We start from the raw sequence: 17,521 nt of genomic DNA on the forward strand, positions 1-17,521 counted from the left end.
AAGGTCCGTTATGCAGCGACCTTCGCAACGAAATCGCCCGCGCTGTTCTTGAGGTTGCCCAGTCGCGTATCCAGCACGTCGAAGCCGCGGCCGACGCCGTCGATCTCGGTCGCGACCGTCTCGGTATCCTCGCGGATCGCGGCGATCGTGGTCGACATCGAGTCCGCCGCCAGCGCGGTCTCGTCGACCGCCGCCGTGATCGCGGTCACCGTCTGCGCCTGGGCTTCCATCGCATAGCGGATCCGGTCGGCGCTTTCCTGCACCTCGGCCACGGTCGCCTTGATCGAGGCATTGGTATCGACGGTCGATCGTGTCGCGGACTGGATCGCGGCGATCTTCGCGGCGATATCGTCGGTCGCGCGCGCAGTCTGGTTGGCGAGGCTCTTCACCTCTTGAGCAACGACCGCGAAGCCGCGTCCGGCATCGCCCGCCCGCGCCGCCTCGATCGTCGCGTTCAGCGCCAGCAGGTTGGTCTGCCCGGCAATGTCGCGGATCAGCCCCAGGATCGACTCGATCGACTTCGCATGATCGCTGAGCGTCTCGGACATGCCGACCGCCTGGCCCGCCTGCGCCGATGCGCGGTTGGCGATTTCGGCGGCCGCCTCCACTTCGGTGCGTGCATCCTCGATCGCGCGGATCAAGCCGGCGGCGGTCTGTGCCGCCTCGCGCATCGCCACTGCGGACTGCTCGGCTGCGGCGGCGACCTCGCTCGCCTTGCCCAGCACCGCGCGCGTCGATGCCGAACTGCGCATCGCCTGCTCGCGCAGCATGTGGCCCTCGTCGGTCGCCGTCTCGACCATCGCCGCAATCCCGTCACGAAACTCCGCCGCCAGCGTATCGCGGGCGACTCGCGCCGAGTGTGTGCTGTACGAATTATAGATCGCGACGGTGATCTCGCCTTCCAGCGCGGACAGCCGCATCAGCGTATCGATGTAGACCGGCAGCTTGGCATCCGACCGGTCGACTCGCCGCATCAGCACTTCGAGCGCTGCACGATCGCTCGCGCTGATCATCGACAGCAGCGCCATCGGTGAAACATCGGCGACATAGGCTGCGGCGACCGATCGTTCGATCGATTCCACCCATGCACGGCCGCTGGTGTCCAGGAACCGGTTGCGCAGGAACGTGCAGCCGACCTCGATCATCCGCTCGGTTTCATGCGAAGCCCAGATCCGTTCGTCGGAGAAACACCGCAGCCACTGCTCCCAATACGCCTTCGAAACATGCGTGATCTCGGGGGCGAGCGCGGCCCAGACTTCGCGGCCCGCATTGGCGAGGCTGCCATCGAAGTCGAAGACCCGCAGCCGTGCCGCGAGGTCGACGGAGGCCGCAATCGCGCCGGGAACCGGCAGGTCGGTAGTGGTCAAGACGATGGACTCCGGATCAGGTATATGTGTCCTGTGCTACAGCGTATGTCTTAAGGGCGGGTTAGGGATCGGCCGTGCGACCGCCTCCACCAAAATCATTTCGCATCCGGACCGTCCTAATCGTTGGGCGTTACTCGGCAGTGTCATGGGTTATCGGACCGCCCCCAATGGGTTGCATCGCAGCACGCGGTGGCTAATAGGTCGCCCGATCTATATATTGTGAACCAAGATAATTTTGGTTCGTCATCTTCTGGTTCGAGGACTCCGCCCTTGGCATCGCGCAACCCGGCACGCCCGCTCTCTCCCCATCTGCAGGTCTATAAATGGGGCCCGCACATGCTGGTCTCGATCCTGCACCGCGTGACCGGCAGCGGGATGGCGACCGTCGGCAGCCTGCTGCTCGTCTGGTGGCTCGCCGCGATCGCCGCGGGCGATCAGGCTTATGCGACCTTCGTCGACGTGTTCACCACCGACACCGGTGGCCTCAACATTCTCGGCTACATCGTCGCGGTCGGCCTGACGCTGTCGCTGTTCCAGCACATGATGACCGGCATCCGCCACATGGTGCTCGATATCGGCGCGGGCTACGAACTGAAGCGCAACAAGATGGGCGCGCTCGCGACGATGGTCGCATCGGTCGCGCTGACGATCGTGTTCTGGCTCTACATGGGGATCAAGTAATGGGTAGCGGTACGGCAATCGGTCGCGTCCGCGGCCTCGGCAGCGCGAAACACGGCGCGCATCACTGGTGGCAGCAGCGCCTGACGGCGGGCTCGAACCTGTTCCTCATGCTGTGGCTGATGATCTCGGTCGCGCGGATGCCCGGCTATGATTACGCCGCGGTCCACATGTGGCTGCAATCCGCCTGGGTCGCGGTGCCGATGGCATTGCTGATCCTGTCGGTATTCTACCATTTCCGTCTCGGTCTTCAGGTCGTGATCGAGGATTACCAGCATGGCGAGAGCCGTGTCGTGACGATGATCCTCCTCAACCTGTTCACCTTCACGCTGGGCGGCATCGCCCTGTTCGCGATCCTGAAGGTCGCCTTCTCCGGAGCCCCCGCGTAATGTCAGCTGCCTACAAGATCATCGATCATACCTATGATGCGGTCGTCGTCGGTGCCGGCGGCTCCGGCCTGCGCGCCACGATGGGCATCGCCGAGAGCGGCCTGAAGACCGCGTGCATCACCAAGGTGTTCCCGACCCGCAGCCACACCGTGGCAGCGCAGGGCGGCATCGCCGCGTCGCTCGGCAACAACTCGCCGGATCACTGGACCTGGCACATGTTCGACACCGTCAAGGGTTCCGACTGGCTCGGCGACCAGGACGCGATCGAGTATCTCTGCCGCGAGGCCCCGCAGGCGGTCTACGAACTCGAACACGCCGGCATGCCGTTCAGCCGTAACGAGAACGGCACGATCTATCAGCGTCCGTTCGGCGGCCACATGCAGAACATGGGCGAGGGCCCTCCGGTCCAGCGCACCGCCGCCGCCGCCGATCGCACCGGCCACGCGATGCTCCACGCGCTGTATCAGCAGAGCCTGAAGTACAACACGGACTTCTTCGTCGAGTATTTCGCGCTCGACCTGATCATGGAGAACGGCGTCTGCCGCGGCGTCATCGCTTTGTGCATGGAAGACGGCTCGATCCACCGTTTCCGCAGCCACCAGACTGTGCTCGCCACCGGCGGTTACGGCCGCGTCTATTTCTCGGCGACCTCGGCGCACACCTGCACCGGCGACGGCAACGCGATGGTGCTCCGCGCCGGCCTGCCGCTCCAGGACATGGAGTTCGTCCAGTTCCACCCGACCGGCATCTACGGCGCGGGCGTGCTCATCACCGAGGGCGCACGCGGTGAGGGCGGTTACCTGACCAACTCCGAGGGCGAGCGCTTCATGGAGCGTTATGCCCCGTCGGCGAAGGACCTCGCCTCGCGCGACGTCGTCAGCCGCTCGATGGCGCTCGAAATGCGCGAAGGCCGCGGCGTCGGCAAGAACGGCGACCACATCTTCCTGCATCTCGATCACATCGATCCCAAGGTGCTCGCCGAGCGCCTGCCGGGTATCACCGAGACCGGCAAGGTCTTCGCCGGCGTCGATCTCACGCGCCAGCCGCTGCCCGTCACGCCGACCGTGCACTACAACATGGGCGGCATCCCGACCAACTTCCACGGCGAGGTCGTCAACCTCGTCGACGGCAACCCCGACGCGGTCGTCCCCGGCCTGTTCGCGGTCGGTGAAGCGGCCTGCGTCTCGGTCCACGGCGCCAATCGCCTAGGCTCGAACAGCCTGATCGATCTCGTGGTGTTCGGCCGCGCGACCGGTCTGCGGATCAAGGACACGCTGAAGCCCGGTACGGCGCACGCGCCGCTGCCGAAGGGGTCGGAAGACCTCGCGCTGACGCGTCTCGACCACTTCCGCAACGCGAGCGGCGGTTCGCCGACCGCGCAGATCCGTCTCGACATGCAGCAGACCATGCAGAAGCATTGCGCCGTGTTCCGCGACACCGAGCTGCTGAACCAGGGCGTCGAGAAGATGGCCGGGATCTACAGCCGGATGACCGACGTCGCCGTGAAGGATCGCAGCATGATCTGGAACACCGATCTGGTCGAGACGATGGAGCTCGACAATCTGATCGGCCAGGCGGTCGTGACGATGAACTCGGCGGCCAACCGCACCGAGTCGCGCGGCGCGCACATGCACGAGGATTTCCCAGAGCGCGACGACGCGAACTGGATGAAGCACACCATCACCACCTTCAACGGCTGGGGCGGCAAGGGCGGCGGGACCAAGATCGATTTCCGCCCGGTCCATGACTACACGCTCACCGACGACATCGACTACATCAAGCCCAAGAAGCGGGTATATTAATGACCTGGGCCATCATCGCGATCGGATTCTTGGTGCCGGTCGCGGTGGGGCTCACGACGCGCTTTCAGCCGATGATCGCCGGCTTCCTGTGGCCAGTGGTCGTCGCGCTACTGATCGCGATCTACGTCTTTGCCATCGAACCCCGCGGCGTGGGCGAAGAACCCCAGAAGATCGCAATCACCTTCTACGCGCTGTTCTCCCTAGTGGGCGGCGTACCCGGCGGCCTCGTAGGCTGGATTCTCCAGTACAAGCGCGCGAGCAAGGCGAGCTGAACGCCCTCCCGTTCTCCTGCGAACGCAGGAGTCCAGGGTTACGGAACGCGGCATTTGTGATCCTAGACTCCTGCGTTCGCAGGAGAACGGGCGTGGACACGTCAGACCGCAAACATCTCCCCCAAGACATCCAGCACCGCGCGAAGCGTCCGCGCATCGATCCGCCCCATCCGCTTGATCAACCGCCCCCGATCGATCGTCCGCATCTGGTCCGGCAACACCAGCCCGATCGTCCCCTTGAACGTCACGGCGACCCGAAACGGCGCCGGATGGCTCCCCGTCGTCAACGGCGCGACGATCGCGGTCCGCAGGTGATCGTTCATCTCGTCCGGTGAAACGACCAGGCAAGGCCGCGTCTTCTGGATCTCGCTCCCGACCGTAGGATCGAGCGCGGCCAGCCAGATCTCACCGCGCTTCACGCGTCGGTCACCACGTCAGTTTCGCGTCGTCGGCAACGCCAAGCCCAAGCCACTCCAGTTCCTCACCGGTCGCCGCAAGCCCAGCCGCAGCCTCCGCCCAACCATCGCGCGCAACGCGTTCGGCGGGCGTCACGATCAGCTTTCCATCCTCGACGCGCAAATCCATTGCCGCCCCGGTTGTGGCGCCGATCGCCCCGAGGATCGATCGGGGCACGATCATCCCAGTGGAGTTGCCCATCTTCCGCAACGACGTCCGCATCTTCAGTTCCTCTTCGCCACGAAGATACCATTGTTGATGAGTGCTAACAATGTTGGAACACGCGCGCTGAAGTGCTGATATGCAGCAACCCATCCGGAACCCGCCGCCCCCGCAAAAGTTTGCCGCGGCATGACCGACACATCCCCCGCTTCGAACGCCCGCAACTACCCGCTGCTGGCCGCCCCGCACATCCACCTCCACGGCCCCGTCGACGATGCGATGTACGACAATTTCAAGTCGCAACTCGTCGCCGCGCCCACCGAAGGCCCGCTGGTCGTCTCGATCACCACGCTCGGCGGCGATCCCGAAGTCGCGCGCGCGATGGGTGACAACATCCGCCTGCTCCGCGAATATACCGGCCGCGAGACGCTGTTCCTCGGCAAGGTCGCGGTCTACTCCGCCGGCGCGACGTTCATGTCCGCCTTCCCCGTCGATAGCCGCTTCCTCACCCGCAACAGCCGCATCATGATCCACGAGCGCCAGATGCAGAGCACGATCGAACTGAACGGCCCGCTCAACACGCTCTCCTACACGCTCAAGGCCAAGCTCCACGAGATCGAGGACTCGATCAACATCCAGGAGGAAGGTTTTCGCGCGATCGTCGAGGGTTCGAAGGTGTCGCTCGAGGAGTTGAAGAAGAAGGCCCCCTCCAACTGGTACATCGAGGCAGAGGAAGCCCGCGACCTGGGGCTCGTCCTCGACATCATCTGACCAAGCGCGAGCAGCCGACGCGACAGCGGGTGTGACGCATGTTGCACCCGCGAAGCTAAGGATTTGCGGGGAGGGCCCCTGTCATGTATCGGCTCTGACAACCTATAATCACACCACGGACGGACCGCTCGCAATGGCCGAATTCTCGCTCCCGAAAAACAGCGTCGTCAAGAAGGGCGTCAAGCACGCCTCGACCAGCGGGGGTAAGCGTCTCAAATCGTTCAAGGTCTACCGCTACGATCCCGATAGCGGCGAGAACCCGCGTTACGACACGTTCGCGCTCGATCTCGACGACACCGGCCCGATGGTGCTCGATGCGCTGATCAAGATGAAGAGCGAGCAGGATTCATCGCTCACCTTCCGCCGGTCGTGCCGCGAGGGCATTTGCGGCTCGTGCTCGATGAACATCAACGGCAAGAACGGGCTCGCCTGCACCACCGCGATCGAGGATTGCAAGGGCGAGGTCCAGATTACGCCGCTGCCGCACATGGACGTGATCAAGGACCTGGTCCCCGACTTCACGCATTTCTATGCGCAATATTCGTCGATCAAGCCGTGGCTGCAGACCGTCACCCCGCCGCCCTCGGGCAAGGAACGCCTCCAGTCGCCGGAAGACCGCTCGAAGCTCGACGGCCTGTACGAGTGCATCCTGTGCGCCTGCTGCTCGACCTCGTGCCCGAGCTATTGGTGGAACGCCGACAAGTTCCTCGGCCCCGCGATCCTGTTGCAGGCCTATCGCTGGCTCGCGGACAGCCGCGACGAAATGACCGGCGAGCGCCTCGACGAGCTCGAGGATCCGTTCCGCCTGTATCGCTGCCACACCATCATGAACTGCGCGAACGCCTGCCCCAAGGGCCTCAACCCCGCCAAGGCGATCGCCGAGATCAAGAAGATGGAAGCCGAACGGATCGTCTGATCCCTTCGATACGGGCCTTCGACTTCGCTCAGTCCCTACTCAGGACGAACGGGGGGTATAAATTTCCGTTCGTCCTGAGTAGCTGCTGAGCTTGTCGAAGCGGCGTATCGAAGGACAGGTTGTTGACCACCCCCCATTCCGTAGAAGCAGAAGACCCAGCCAACCCAGGCTGGCGCAGCTGGTCGCTCTCCGACCCCACCCGCTTCAACACTCTCCTCGGCCCCATGCTCTACCGCGTCGACGGCCACACCGTCCGCGTCCGCATCACCCCCGAGCATCGCCACTCGAATCTCCAGAACAACGTCCACGGCGGCGCGCTCCTCGCGTTCATCGACGTAGCCCTGTTCGCAGCCGCCAGAGGCTTCGGCCTGATCACCGCCGGCACCGCGGTCACGCTCGATCTCAACACGCAATTCATCGGCGGCGGCCGAGTAGGCGAACCGATCGAGGCGCAGGTCGAGGTCCTCAAGGAAACCGGCCGCCTCTTGTTCCTGCGGGGTCTCGTGGTGCAAGGGGACGACGAAACCAAGATCGCCGCCTTCTCGGCCACGATCCGCAAGCCGTCGCCGAAGCCGCCGAAGGGCTGACCCCGGCCGCTATCACCACCCCGGCGAAGGCCGGGGCCCAATTGGGAAACGATCAGTGTTGAAGCGCCCCGCTCCGTTATCGAAACCTCTCATATTGGGCCCCGGCCTCCGCCGGGGTGGTAAAGAGGTGGGGAAGTGACCGTCCTAAAAGCCTACGAAGCCCTCGTAGGCTCGGGCGAACTCCGCCCCGATCCCGAACAGGCCGCCGCCGCCGCCCGCCTCAACACCCTCGCCACCGAACTCGCTACCCCCAAATCCACCGGCTTCTTCGCCCGCTTCTTCAAGAAACCAGACCCCCGAGGCGTCTACCTCTGGGGCGGCGTAGGCCGCGGCAAGTCGATGCTGATGGACCTGTTCTTCGCGAACGCCCCCGTCGAGAAGAAACGCCGCGTGCATTTCGGCGAGTTCATGCTCGAGGTCCACGCGCGCATCGCCGCCGAACGTCGCAAGGAAGTCGGCGACCCGATCGTCCCCGTCGCCACCGCGATCGCCGACGAGACGCGCCTGCTCGCGTTCGACGAGATGATGGTCACCAACAGCCCCGACGCGATGATCCTCTCGCGGCTCGTCACCTCGCTGCTCGATTCCGGCGTGACGATCGTCACCACCTCCAACCGCCTGCCCGCCGATCTCTACAAGAACGGCCTCAACCGCGAGCATTTCCTGCCCTTCATCGCGACCATCGAGCAGCGGCTGGACGTGCTCCCCCTCAATGGCCCGGTCGACTATCGCCGCGACCGGCTCGGCAGCCAGGACACCTGGCTCGTCCCCAACGGTCCCGAAGCGACTGCGCAGCTCTCCGCCGCATTCTTCCGCCTCACCGACTTCTCGACCGACGACAGCGAGCACGTCCCCGCCGAAGACCTCGTGGTGCAGGGCCGCACGCTCCGAGTGCCCAAGTCGCTCAAGGGCGTCGCGGTGTTCAGCTTCAGGAAGCTGTGCGGAGAAGCCCGCGGCGTGGCCGACTACCTCGCCATCGCGCGCAAATTCCACACCATCATCCTCGTCGGTATCCCCAAGCTCGGCCCTGAGAACCGCAACGAGGCGGCGCGCTTCGTCGCGCTGATCGACGCGCTGTACGAGCACAAGGTGAAGCTCCTCGCAGCCGCCGATGCGCAACCCGGCGACCTCTACGAAAGCGGCGATGGCAGGTTCGAGTTCGACCGCACGATCAGCCGCCTCGAAGAGATGCGGTCCGAGGACTATCTCGCGGAGGGGCACCTCTAAGATTATTGCACATGCGAACGATTTGCAATAACTACCCGCTTTTGTCCTTTTAGCGGTTGCCGTAGCGGGATAATGCGCGTAACCGGCGTCACCAATCACCCCGCACATCAGACGGAGACGGATTGGAATGGCTCGCAAGAAGATCGCGCTGATCGGCGCCGGTAACATCGGCGGTACGCTCGCGCACCTCGCAGCACTCAAGGGCCTTGGCGATATCGTCCTGTTCGACGTCGCCGAGGGCATCCCCCAGGGCAAGGCGCTCGACCTGTCGCAGTGTGGCCCGGTCGAAGGCTTCGACTCGCAGATCACCGGCTCGAACGACTACGCCGACATCGCCGGCGCGGACGTCGTCATCGTCACCGCAGGCGTAGCCCGCAAGCCCGGCATGAGCCGCGACGACCTGCTCGGCATCAACCTCAAGGTCATGAAGGCCGTCGGCGAGGGCATCAAGAATAACGCCCCGAACGCGTTCGTGATCTGCATCACCAACCCGCTCGACGCGATGGTGTGGGCGCTGCGTGAGTTCTCCGGGCTGCCGCATCACATGGTCGTCGGCATGGCCGGCGTGCTCGACTCGGCGCGCTTCAGCCACTTCCTCGCCGACGAGTTCAAGGTCTCGGTCAAGGACGTCACCAGCTTCGTGCTCGGCGGCCACGGCGACACGATGGTCCCGGTCATCAGCTACTCGACCGTGTCGGGCATCCCGGTGCCGGATCTCATCGCGATGGGCATGTCGAGCCAGGAAAAGATCGACGCGATCGTCAAGCGCACGCGCGGCGGCGGCGGCGAGATCGTCGCCCTGCTGAAGACGGGCTCGGCCTATTACGCGCCGGCGACCAGCGGCATCGCGATGGCCGAGGCATATCTGTACGACCAGAAGCGCGTGCTTCCGGCGGCGGCGTATGTTTCGGGCGAGTATGGCCTTACCGATCTGTACGTCGGCGTGCCGGTGGTGATCGGGGCGGGCGGCGTCGAGAAGATCGTCGAGATCAAGCTTGATGATGAAGCCAAGCAGAACCTCACCGTGTCGGTCGATGCGGTCAAGGAGCTGATCGTCGCCTGCAAGGGTATCGACGGTTCGCTGAACTAAGGTGACCTCCCGCCCTGCCTCCTTGTTCACCCGCGAAGGCGGGTGCCCAGACTGGGTCCCTGCCTTCGCGGGGAAACAAGGAAGCGGACGGTGAGCATAGCCGGCTACGTCTACATGATGGCGAGCCGGCGCAACGGAACGATTTATCTCGGTGTCACCAGCGACCTCGCCGCACGATCCTACCAGCATCGTAACGGCCTGATCATCGGTTTCACGAAAACGCACCACTGCAAACTTCTAGTTTGGTATGAAGTGCATGACGATCTGGACAACGCGCGCTTGCGCGAACTTCAGATGAAGAAGTGGAACCGGCAGTGGAAACTGTCCGAGATCGAACGAATGAACCCCGACTGGAACGACCTGTTCGAGTCACTGTTTTAATCCTGTTCCCCAACGGGGACACAAGGAGCACTAGATGAGCATCCTCGTCGACAAGAACACCAAGGTAATCACGCAAGGCATGACCGGCGAAACCGGCAGCTTCCACACCAAGATGGCGCTGGAATACGGCACGCAGATGGTCGGCGGCGTCACGCCCGGCAAGGGCGGTACGACCCACCTCGACCTCCCCGTCTACAACACCGTCGCCGAAGCCAAGGCGATGACCGGCGCGACCGCATCGGTCATCTACGTGCCGCCTCCCTTCGCCGCCGATTCAATCCTCGAGGCGATCGACGCCGAGATCGAGCTGATCGTCGCGATCACGGAGGGCATTCCCGTCCTCGACATGGTCAAGGTCAAGCGCGCGCTGTCGGGCTCCAAGTCGCGCCTCATCGGCCCGAACTGCCCCGGCGTGCTGACCCCCGGCGAGTGCAAGATCGGCATCATGCCCGGCTCGATCTTCAAGAAGGGCTCGGTCGGCGTTGTCAGCCGTTCAGGCACGCTCACTTATGAGGCCGTGTTCCAGACGTCGAACGCAGGCCTCGGTCAGACGACCGCGGTCGGCATCGGTGGCGATCCGGTCAACGGCACGAACTTCATCGACGTGCTCGAGCTGTTCCTCGCCGACGACGAGACCCAGTCGATCATCATGATCGGCGAAATCGGCGGCGACGCCGAAGAGCAGGCGGCACAGTTCCTCCGCGACGAAGCCAAGCGCGGTCGGTCGAAGCCGATGGCAGGCTTCATCGCCGGCCGTACGGCGCCTCCGGGCCGTCGCATGGGCCATGCCGGCGCGATCGTGTCGGGCGGCAAGGGCGACGCGGAGAGCAAGATCGCGGCGATGGAAGCTGCCGGGATCAAGGTCTCGGAAAGCCCCAGCCTGCTCGGCGAGACGCTGCTGAGCGTGTTGAAGGGTTGATCTGACTACCCCTCTCCCTTCGGGGAGAGGGACGGAGCTGCCTCTTGGCAGCGGAAGGGTGAGGGCACGTGACCGCCCGTGCCCTCACCCTCCCACCCGCAAGTGCGGGCGGGCCCCTCCTTCTCCCCCGCGGGGAGAAGGACACTGAGGACGAGAACGATGGGCTACGAAGGCCAGGATTTCAGCGATATCGCAGCCGGCGTCAGCCCGGCGTTCGTGGAGACGCTCTACGCCAAGTTCAACGCGGACCCGGCCTCGGTCGAATCCGGTTGGCGCGCGTTCTTCGAGGGTCTTGAAGGTTCCGCGCAGGGCCCGAGCTGGGAGAGCGCCCGCTGGCCGCTCACCACCACGGACGACCTGACCGCCGCGCTCGATCCGACCCAGATGGAGCCCGCGCCCAAGCCCGCCAAGGGTGGCAAGCCCGCTCCCGCCGCAGCGGCACCCGCTCCCGTATCGAAGGAAGAGATCGCCAAGGCCGCGGCCGACGCGATCCGCGCGCAGCTGCTCGTCCGGACCTACCGCGTCCGCGGTCACCTCGCCGCCAACCTCGATCCGCTCGGCCTTTCGAAGCGCGAGATGCCCGAGGATCTGAAGACCGAATATCACGGCTTCTCCGACGCCGACATCGACCGTAAGGTCTATCTCGGCGGCACGATGGGCTTCGAATGGGTCTCGATCCGCGAGCTCGTCGACACGTTGCGCAAGAATTACTGCGGCAATGTCGGCCTCGAATACATGCACATCTCCGACGTCGAGGAGCGCCGCTTCCTCCAGGAGCGCATGGAGGGCCAGGACAAGGCGATCGAATTCTCCACCGACGGCAAGAAGGCGATCCTCACCAAGGTGATCCAGGCCGAGCAGTGGGAGAAGTTCCTCGGCAAGAAGTATGTCGGCACGAAGCGCTTCGGGCTCGACGGCGGCGAATCGATGATCCCCGCGCTTGAGAGCGTCATCAAGTATGGCGGCCAGATGGGCGTGCGCGAGCTCGTCATCGGCATGGCGCATCGCGGTCGCCTCAACGTGCTGGCGAACGTGATGGCCAAGCCGTTGCGCGTGATCTTCCACGAATTCGCCGGCGGTTCGGCCAATCCCGACGACATCGGCGGTTCGGGCGACGTGAAGTATCACCTCGGCACCAGCACCGATCGCGAGTTCGACGGCCACAAGGTTCACATGAGCCTCGTCGCCAACCCGTCGCATCTCGAAGCCGCCGACCCGGTCGTGCTCGGCAAGACGCGCGCGATCCAGACGCTCAACAACGATCTGAAGGACCACGTGGCGAGCTTGCCCGTGCTGATCCACGGCGACGCGGCGTTCGCGGGGCAGGGGATCGTCTGGGAGTGCCTCGGCTTCTCGGGCATCCGCGGCTACAACACCGGCGGTTGCGTCCACTTCATCATCAACAACCAGGTCGGCTTCACGACCTCGCCGCAGTTCGCGCGCTCGTCGCCTTACCCGTCGGACGTCGCCAAGGGCGTCCAGGCGCCGGTCTTTCACGTCAATGGCGACGATCCCGAGGCGGTCACCTTCGCAACCAAGATGGCGATGGAATTCCGCCAGAAGTTCCACCGCGACATCGTCATCGACATGTGGTGCTATCGCCGCTTCGGTCACAACGAGGGCGACGAGCCGTCCTTCACGCAGCCGCTGATGTACGACATCATCCGCAAGCACCCCGGCGTCTCGTCGGTGTATGGTGATCGCCTGATCAAGGAAGGCGTGATCGACCAGGCCTGGGTCGACGAGAACGTGAAGCAGTTCACGCTCCGTCTCGAAGGCGAGTTCGAAGCGGGCGCGTCGTACAAGCCCAACCGCGCCGACTGGTTCGGCGGTCGCTGGACCGGCCTCAGCGCGCCGACCGATGGCGGCTCCGCGCGTCGCAACGTCGAGACCGGCCTGAGCCAGAAGCTGTTCGACTCGCTCGGCCGCACGCTGACGACGATCCCCGACAGCGTTAAGATCCACAAGACGCTCAACCGCGTGATCGATGCCAAGCGCGAGATGTTCAAGTCGGGCAAGGGCTTCGACTGGGCGACCGGCGAAGCACTCGCGTTCGGCGGCTTGCTCTCGGAAGGCTACGGCGTCCGCCTGTCCGGCCAGGATTCGGGCCGCGGCACCTTCTCGCAGCGCCATGCCGTCTGGGTCGACCAGACCGACGAGCACAAGTACGTGCCGTTGCAGGAGATCGAGCACGGGCGTTTCGAAGTGCTCGACAGCCCGCTCAGCGAATACGGCGTGCTTGGGTTCGAATATGGCTATGCGCTCGCCGACCCGAAGACGTTGGTCCTCTGGGAGGCGCAGTTCGGCGATTTCGTCAACGGCGCGCAGATCATGATCGATCAGTTCATCACGAGCGGCGAGTCGAAGTGGCTCCGCGCCAACGGCCTCGTGATGCTGCTCCCCCACGGCTATGAAGGGCAGGGGCCAGAGCATAGCTCGGCACGTCCCGAGCGTTTCCTCCAGTCGTGCGCGGACGACAATATCCAGGTCGCGAACTGCACCAGCCCGGCGAACTATTTCCACCTGCTTCGCCGGCAGATGCACCGCAACTTCCGCAAGCCGCTGATCGTGATGACGCCGAAGTCGTTGCTGCGCCACAAGCTGGCGGTTTCGAATGCCGAGGATTTCCAGGGCGACAGCCACTTCCGCCGCCTGTTGTCGGATACCAATCCGGCCGCCGACGTCGATACGAAGCGTCTGGTCCTGTGCACCGGCAAGGTCGCGTACGACCTGATCGAGGCACGCGACGCGGCGGGCGACACCGACACGCAGATCGTCCGCGTCGAACAGCTCTATCCCTTCCCCGGCAACCCGATCGCCGAGCGCGTCGCACGGATGCCGAACCTGGAAGAGATCGTCTGGGCGCAGGAAGAGCCGAAGAACAACGGCTATTGGTTCTTCGTCGAGCCGCTGATCGAGGAGGCGCTGGCAACGGTCGACTCTCGCGTGAAGCGCGCGCGCTACGCCGGGCGCAATGCCTCGGCCTCGCCCGCGACCGGCCTGATGAAGCGTCACCAGGCCGAACAGGGCGCGCTCGTCGCCGACGCGCTCGGCCACTCCGTCCGCGACGAAATCCGCCGCACCCGCGCAAACTGATTGAACCCGGACCCTGTTTTCCTGCGAAAGCAGGAACCCAGGGTCCGGCAGAGTAACCCTAGGCCCCTGCGTCCGCAGGAGCACAAAAGGTAGAAGCAAACATGGCAACCGAAGTCACCGTCCCCGTCCTGGGTGAATCGATCACCGAAGCCACCCTCGGCGAGTGGCTGAAGCAGCCCGGCGATCCCGTCGCGGTCGACGAGCCGATCGCCAGCCTCGAGACCGACAAGGTCTCGGTCGAGGTCCCGTCGCCCGTCGCCGGCGTCATGGGCCAGCACGCGGTCGCCGTCGGCGACACCGTGCAGGTCGGCGCGATGCTCGCCACGATCGACTCCGGTGACGGCGCCGCCGCGTCGGCGCCCGCACCCGCCGCGACGGCAACGCCAGCCGCTGCTCCTGCCAAGGACGAGTCCGGCGCAGGCTATGGCGACCAGCCCGGCGCCGGCACCAGTGACTCCCCCGCCGCACTCTCGCCGTCGGTCCGCCGCGCGGTCCTCGAGCACGGCGTCGACCCCGGCACCGTCAAGGGTACCGGCCGCGACGGTCGCATCACCAAGGAAGACGTGACCGCCGCCGCGTCGAGCAAGCCCGCACCTGCTCCGGCCGCAGCGCCCGCCCCGGCCGCAGCGCCCGCCGCCGCATCGGGCCGCGGCGAAGAGCGCGTCCGCATGACGCGCCTCCGCCAGACGATCGCCAAGCGCCTCAAGGAAGCGCAGAACACCGCCGCGATGCTGACGACGTTCAACGACGTCGACATGACCGCGGTGATCGAGGCGCGCGCCAAGTACAAGGACCTGTTCGAGAAGAAGCACGGCGTCCGCCTCGGCTTCATGGGCTTCTTCGTGAAGGCCGCGACGATGGCGCTACGCGATATCCCGTCGGTCAACGCGTCGATCGACGGCGACGACATCGTCTATCACGATTACGCCGACATCTCGGTCGCGGTATCGTCGCCGGGCGGCTTGGTCGTCCCGGTGATCCGCGATGCCGACCAGATGTCGGTCGCGACGATCGAGAAGACGATCGGCGACTTCGGCAAGCGCGCCAAGGAAGGCGCGCTCAAGATGGACGAGATGAAGGGCGGCACGTTCACGATCTCGAACGGCGGCGTGTTCGGCTCGCTGATGTCGACCCCGATCATCAACCCGCCCCAGTCCGCGGTGCTCGGCCTCCACCGCATCGAGGAGCGCCCGGTCGTCGTCGACGGCCAGATCGTCATCCGCCCGATGATGTACCTCGCGCTCAGCTACGACCACCGCCTGATCGACGGCCGCGAAGCCGTGACGTTCCTGGTGGCGCTCAAGAACGCGATCGAAGATCCCACGCGCATCCTGATCGACCTCTGACCCACGAGGGCTCCTCGTTCTCCTGCGAACGCAGGAGCCCAGGGTCACGGACACCACCCTCCGTAACCCTGGATTCCTGCGTACGCAGGAAAACATGAGACTCGGTTTCGTCTACCTGATGGCGAGCAGCCGCAACGGAACGCTCTACCTCGGCGTCACCAGCGACCTGCTCGCCAGAGCCTACCAACACCGCAACCGCCTGATCGACGGCTTCTCCAAGGAGCATGGCTGCATCCTCCTTGTGTGGTTCGAGGCGAGTGACGACATACAATCTGCACGGCAACGCGAACTGCAGATGAAGAAATGGAAGCGGGCCTGGAAGATCGACCTGATCGAACGGACCAACCCGCACTGGAAGGATTTGTACGAGACGCTCTTCTAACCCGTTCTCCTGCGAACGCAGGAGTCCAGGGTAACAAGCGGCGCCTCCCGTAACCCTGGGCTCCTGCGTTCGCAGGAGAACGACGGAGATGAAGAATGGCTGACTACGACTATGACGTCCTCGTGATCGGTGCGGGCCCCGGCGGTTACGTCGCGGCGATCCGTGCAGCGCAGCTCGGCCTGCGCACCGCTTGTGCCGAGTCCCGCGAGACGCTCGGCGGCACCTGCCTCAACGTCGGCTGCATTCCGTCGAAGGCGCTGCTCCACGCCTCCGAGATCTACGAGGAGGCCAAGGGCGGCCACATGACGAAGTTCGGCATCGATTTTCAGGGCGTCACGCTGAACCTCGACCAGATGCACGCCGAGAAGGCCAAGGCCGTCAAGGAACTCACCGGCGGCGTCGAATTTCTGTTCAAGAAGAACAAGGTCACCTGGCTCAAGGGCAAGGCCGCATTCCAGGACGCACACACGGTCGACGTGGCGGGCCAGAAGGTCACCGCTAAGAACATCGTCATCGCCACCGGTTCGAGCGTCATGCCGCTCCCCGGCGTCGAAGTCGACCAGAAGACCGTCGTCGACAGCACCGGCGCGCTCGAGATCCCCAAGGTTCCCGAGCACATGGTCGTCATCGGCGGCGGCGTGATCGGCCTCGAACTCGGCTCGGTCTGGCGTCGTCTCGGCGCGAAGGTCACGGTCGTCGAGTTCGTCGACCAGATCCTCCCCGGCTTCGACGGCGAAGTCCGCCGCGAGACCGCCAAGCTCTTCAAGAAGCAGGGCATGGAGCTGAAGCTCTCGACCAAGGTCACCGGCGTCACCGTCGCCGACGGCGTCGCGACCGTCACCGTCGAGCCCGCCGCGGGCGGCGCATCCGAGACGCTGACCGCCGACGCAGTGCTCGTCTCGATCGGGCGGAAAGCGAACGTCGACGGCCTCAACCTCGATGCCATTGGCCTCGAGCTCAACAAGCGCGGCCAGATCGAAACCGACCACAGCTTCCGCACGAAGGTCGACGGCGTCTGGGCGATCGGTGACTGCATCCCCGGCCTGATGCTCGCGCACAAGGCCGAGGACGAGGGCGTCGCGGTTGCCGAAAACATCGCCGGCCAGACCGGCATCGTCAACGAGGACGTCATCCCGAGCGTCGTCTACACGATGCCCGAGATCGCCGGCGTCGGCCTGACGGAAGAGGCCGCGAAGGAAAAGGCGGAGATCAAGGTCGGCAAGTTCCCGTTCGCCGCGAACAGCCGCGCCAAGACCAACCGCGACACCGACGGCTTCGTGAAGATCATCGCCGACGCCAAGACCGACCGCGTCCTCGGCGTCTGGATCGTCTCGTCGCTGGCGGGAACGCTGATCGCCGAAGCCGCCATCGCGATGGAATTCGGCGCGACCAGCGAGGACATCGCCTACACGTGCCATGCGCATCCGACGCATGCCGAGGCGATCAAGGAAGCCGCGATGGCGGTACAGGGCAAACCCATCCATATCTGACCGCGCAAGGCCGTAGCGAAAGCTACGGCCAAGCTTCCAGCGGTCGGATCGGCCGGCGCGGCCAAAAGCCGCGTCAGACGACAGGGGCTTTGCCCCTGTCCGGCCAAGCCAAGCCTAAGCTGATATTTTGAGAGGGGGCCCGGGGTTCACACCCCCGCCCCCGCGGGGGGGTTATAAAAAAATGCGGATG

The 17,521-nt window shown here is 64.8% G+C and carries 18 protein-coding genes; 15 read left to right on the forward strand and 3 right to left on the reverse strand.

The window, feature by feature from the left end:
- Positions 1 to 8 precede the first annotated feature (8 nt).
- Complete coding sequence (locus H8S47_RS14385) at positions 9 to 1,352, reverse strand: methyl-accepting chemotaxis protein (RefSeq protein WP_187504534.1); 1,344 nt, start codon at positions 1,350 to 1,352, stop codon at positions 9 to 11.
- 285 nt (positions 1,353 to 1,637) lie between these two features.
- On the opposite strand from H8S47_RS14385, the gene sdhC reads away from it, so the two are divergent.
- The 4 genes from sdhC to H8S47_RS14405 are packed head-to-tail and all read left to right on the forward strand — an operon-like array spanning position 1,638 to position 4,508.
- On the forward strand, positions 1,638 to 2,048 hold the full coding sequence (gene sdhC, locus H8S47_RS14390; RefSeq protein ID WP_187504521.1) for a succinate dehydrogenase, cytochrome b556 subunit: 411 nt from the start codon (positions 1,638 to 1,640) through the stop codon (positions 2,046 to 2,048).
- Positions 2,048 to 2,434 (forward strand): succinate dehydrogenase, hydrophobic membrane anchor protein, encoded by a 387-nt coding sequence (gene sdhD / locus H8S47_RS14395; RefSeq protein WP_187504522.1) that lies wholly within the window; start codon positions 2,048 to 2,050, stop codon positions 2,432 to 2,434. Before sdhC ends, sdhD begins: the two co-directional genes overlap by 1 nt.
- Positions 2,434 to 4,236: a succinate dehydrogenase flavoprotein subunit gene (gene sdhA / locus H8S47_RS14400; RefSeq protein WP_187504523.1), complete on the forward strand. Its 1,803-nt coding sequence runs from the start codon at positions 2,434 to 2,436 to the stop codon at positions 4,234 to 4,236. The genes sdhD and sdhA overlap by 1 nt, the downstream gene beginning before the upstream one ends.
- Positions 4,236 to 4,508, forward strand: coding sequence for a hypothetical protein (locus tag H8S47_RS14405; protein ID WP_187504524.1), 273 nt, complete (start codon positions 4,236 to 4,238; stop codon positions 4,506 to 4,508). The genes sdhA and H8S47_RS14405 overlap by 1 nt, the downstream gene beginning before the upstream one ends.
- Before the next feature lie 101 nt (positions 4,509 to 4,609).
- On the opposite strand, the gene H8S47_RS14410 is transcribed toward H8S47_RS14405, so the two are convergent.
- Both H8S47_RS14410 and H8S47_RS14415 read right to left on the reverse strand, forming a co-directional pair.
- Positions 4,610 to 4,927, reverse strand: a complete 318-nt coding sequence (locus H8S47_RS14410; RefSeq protein ID WP_187504525.1) for a type II toxin-antitoxin system PemK/MazF family toxin — start codon at positions 4,925 to 4,927, stop codon at positions 4,610 to 4,612.
- Between the two features lie 7 nt (positions 4,928 to 4,934).
- Positions 4,935 to 5,186, reverse strand: coding sequence for an AbrB/MazE/SpoVT family DNA-binding domain-containing protein (locus H8S47_RS14415; protein ID WP_187504526.1), 252 nt, complete (start codon positions 5,184 to 5,186; stop codon positions 4,935 to 4,937).
- A 129-nt stretch (positions 5,187 to 5,315) separates the two neighbouring features.
- Here H8S47_RS14415 and H8S47_RS14420 point away from each other — a divergent pair, with 129 nt between their 5' ends.
- From H8S47_RS14420 to lpdA, 11 genes are all read left to right on the forward strand, one after another.
- Positions 5,316 to 5,897, forward strand: a complete 582-nt coding sequence (locus H8S47_RS14420) for a ClpP family protease (RefSeq protein WP_056484564.1) — start codon at positions 5,316 to 5,318, stop codon at positions 5,895 to 5,897.
- A gap of 133 nt (positions 5,898 to 6,030) precedes the next feature.
- Positions 6,031 to 6,813: a succinate dehydrogenase iron-sulfur subunit gene (locus tag H8S47_RS14425; protein WP_107952059.1), complete on the forward strand. Its 783-nt coding sequence runs from the start codon at positions 6,031 to 6,033 to the stop codon at positions 6,811 to 6,813.
- A 224-nt stretch (positions 6,814 to 7,037) separates the two neighbouring features.
- The gene (locus H8S47_RS14430) at positions 7,038 to 7,400 is read left to right on the forward strand and encodes a PaaI family thioesterase (protein ID WP_187504527.1); all 363 of its coding nucleotides are present in this window, start codon (positions 7,038 to 7,040) and stop codon (positions 7,398 to 7,400) included.
- A gap of 135 nt (positions 7,401 to 7,535) precedes the next feature.
- The gene (gene zapE / locus H8S47_RS14435) at positions 7,536 to 8,627 is read left to right on the forward strand and encodes a cell division protein ZapE (protein ID WP_187504528.1); all 1,092 of its coding nucleotides are present in this window, start codon (positions 7,536 to 7,538) and stop codon (positions 8,625 to 8,627) included.
- Between the two features lie 127 nt (positions 8,628 to 8,754).
- Positions 8,755 to 9,717, forward strand: a complete 963-nt coding sequence (gene mdh / locus H8S47_RS14440) for a malate dehydrogenase (RefSeq protein WP_187504529.1) — start codon at positions 8,755 to 8,757, stop codon at positions 9,715 to 9,717.
- A 90-nt stretch (positions 9,718 to 9,807) separates the two neighbouring features.
- Positions 9,808 to 10,098, forward strand: coding sequence for a GIY-YIG nuclease family protein (locus H8S47_RS14445; protein ID WP_328805554.1), 291 nt, complete (start codon positions 9,808 to 9,810; stop codon positions 10,096 to 10,098).
- Positions 10,099 to 10,132: 34 nt separating this feature from the next.
- On the forward strand, positions 10,133 to 11,017 hold the full coding sequence (gene sucD / locus H8S47_RS14450; protein WP_056047458.1) for a succinate--CoA ligase subunit alpha: 885 nt from the start codon (positions 10,133 to 10,135) through the stop codon (positions 11,015 to 11,017).
- Between the two features lie 159 nt (positions 11,018 to 11,176).
- Entirely contained in the window at positions 11,177 to 14,113 is a 2,937-nt protein-coding gene (locus H8S47_RS14455; RefSeq protein WP_187504530.1) for a 2-oxoglutarate dehydrogenase E1 component, read from the forward strand.
- A 101-nt stretch (positions 14,114 to 14,214) separates the two neighbouring features.
- The gene (gene odhB, locus H8S47_RS14460; RefSeq protein WP_187504531.1) at positions 14,215 to 15,459 is read left to right on the forward strand and encodes a 2-oxoglutarate dehydrogenase complex dihydrolipoyllysine-residue succinyltransferase; all 1,245 of its coding nucleotides are present in this window, start codon (positions 14,215 to 14,217) and stop codon (positions 15,457 to 15,459) included.
- Positions 15,460 to 15,553: 94 nt separating this feature from the next.
- The gene (locus tag H8S47_RS14465) at positions 15,554 to 15,841 is read left to right on the forward strand and encodes a GIY-YIG nuclease family protein (RefSeq protein ID WP_268933084.1); all 288 of its coding nucleotides are present in this window, start codon (positions 15,554 to 15,556) and stop codon (positions 15,839 to 15,841) included.
- Positions 15,842 to 15,936: 95 nt separating this feature from the next.
- Positions 15,937 to 17,331, forward strand: a complete 1,395-nt coding sequence (gene lpdA, locus H8S47_RS14470) for a dihydrolipoyl dehydrogenase (RefSeq protein WP_187504532.1) — start codon at positions 15,937 to 15,939, stop codon at positions 17,329 to 17,331.
- The last annotated feature ends 190 nt before the right edge of the window (positions 17,332 to 17,521 follow it).

It is taken from the genome of Sphingomonas albertensis (assembly GCF_014358075.1).
GTDB lineage: Bacteria > Pseudomonadota > Alphaproteobacteria > Sphingomonadales > Sphingomonadaceae > Sphingomonas > Sphingomonas albertensis.

Bases quoted from the DNA above. Each gene is read 5' to 3' on its own strand.
- sdhD (WP_187504522.1), top strand. From the start codon at position 2,048: ATGGGTAGCGGTACGGCAATCGGTCGCGTCCGCGGCCTCGGCAGCGCG.
- sdhA (WP_187504523.1), top strand. From the start codon at position 2,434: ATGTCAGCTGCCTACAAGATCATCGATCATACCTATGATGCGGTCGTC.
- H8S47_RS14405 (WP_187504524.1), top strand. From the start codon at position 4,236: ATGACCTGGGCCATCATCGCGATCGGATTCTTGGTGCCGGTCGCGGTG.
- H8S47_RS14415 (WP_187504526.1), bottom strand. From the start codon at position 5,186: ATGCGGACGTCGTTGCGGAAGATGGGCAACTCCACTGGGATGATCGTG.
- H8S47_RS14420 (WP_056484564.1), top strand. From the start codon at position 5,316: ATGACCGACACATCCCCCGCTTCGAACGCCCGCAACTACCCGCTGCTG.
- H8S47_RS14425 (WP_107952059.1), top strand. From the start codon at position 6,031: ATGGCCGAATTCTCGCTCCCGAAAAACAGCGTCGTCAAGAAGGGCGTC.
- H8S47_RS14430 (WP_187504527.1), top strand. From the start codon at position 7,038: ATGCTCTACCGCGTCGACGGCCACACCGTCCGCGTCCGCATCACCCCC.
- mdh (WP_187504529.1), top strand. From the start codon at position 8,755: ATGGCTCGCAAGAAGATCGCGCTGATCGGCGCCGGTAACATCGGCGGT.
- sucD (WP_056047458.1), top strand. From the start codon at position 10,133: ATGAGCATCCTCGTCGACAAGAACACCAAGGTAATCACGCAAGGCATG.
- H8S47_RS14455 (WP_187504530.1), top strand. From the start codon at position 11,177: ATGGGCTACGAAGGCCAGGATTTCAGCGATATCGCAGCCGGCGTCAGC.
- odhB (WP_187504531.1), top strand. From the start codon at position 14,215: ATGGCAACCGAAGTCACCGTCCCCGTCCTGGGTGAATCGATCACCGAA.
- H8S47_RS14465 (WP_268933084.1), top strand. From the start codon at position 15,554: ATGAGACTCGGTTTCGTCTACCTGATGGCGAGCAGCCGCAACGGAACG.
- lpdA (WP_187504532.1), top strand. From the start codon at position 15,937: ATGGCTGACTACGACTATGACGTCCTCGTGATCGGTGCGGGCCCCGGC.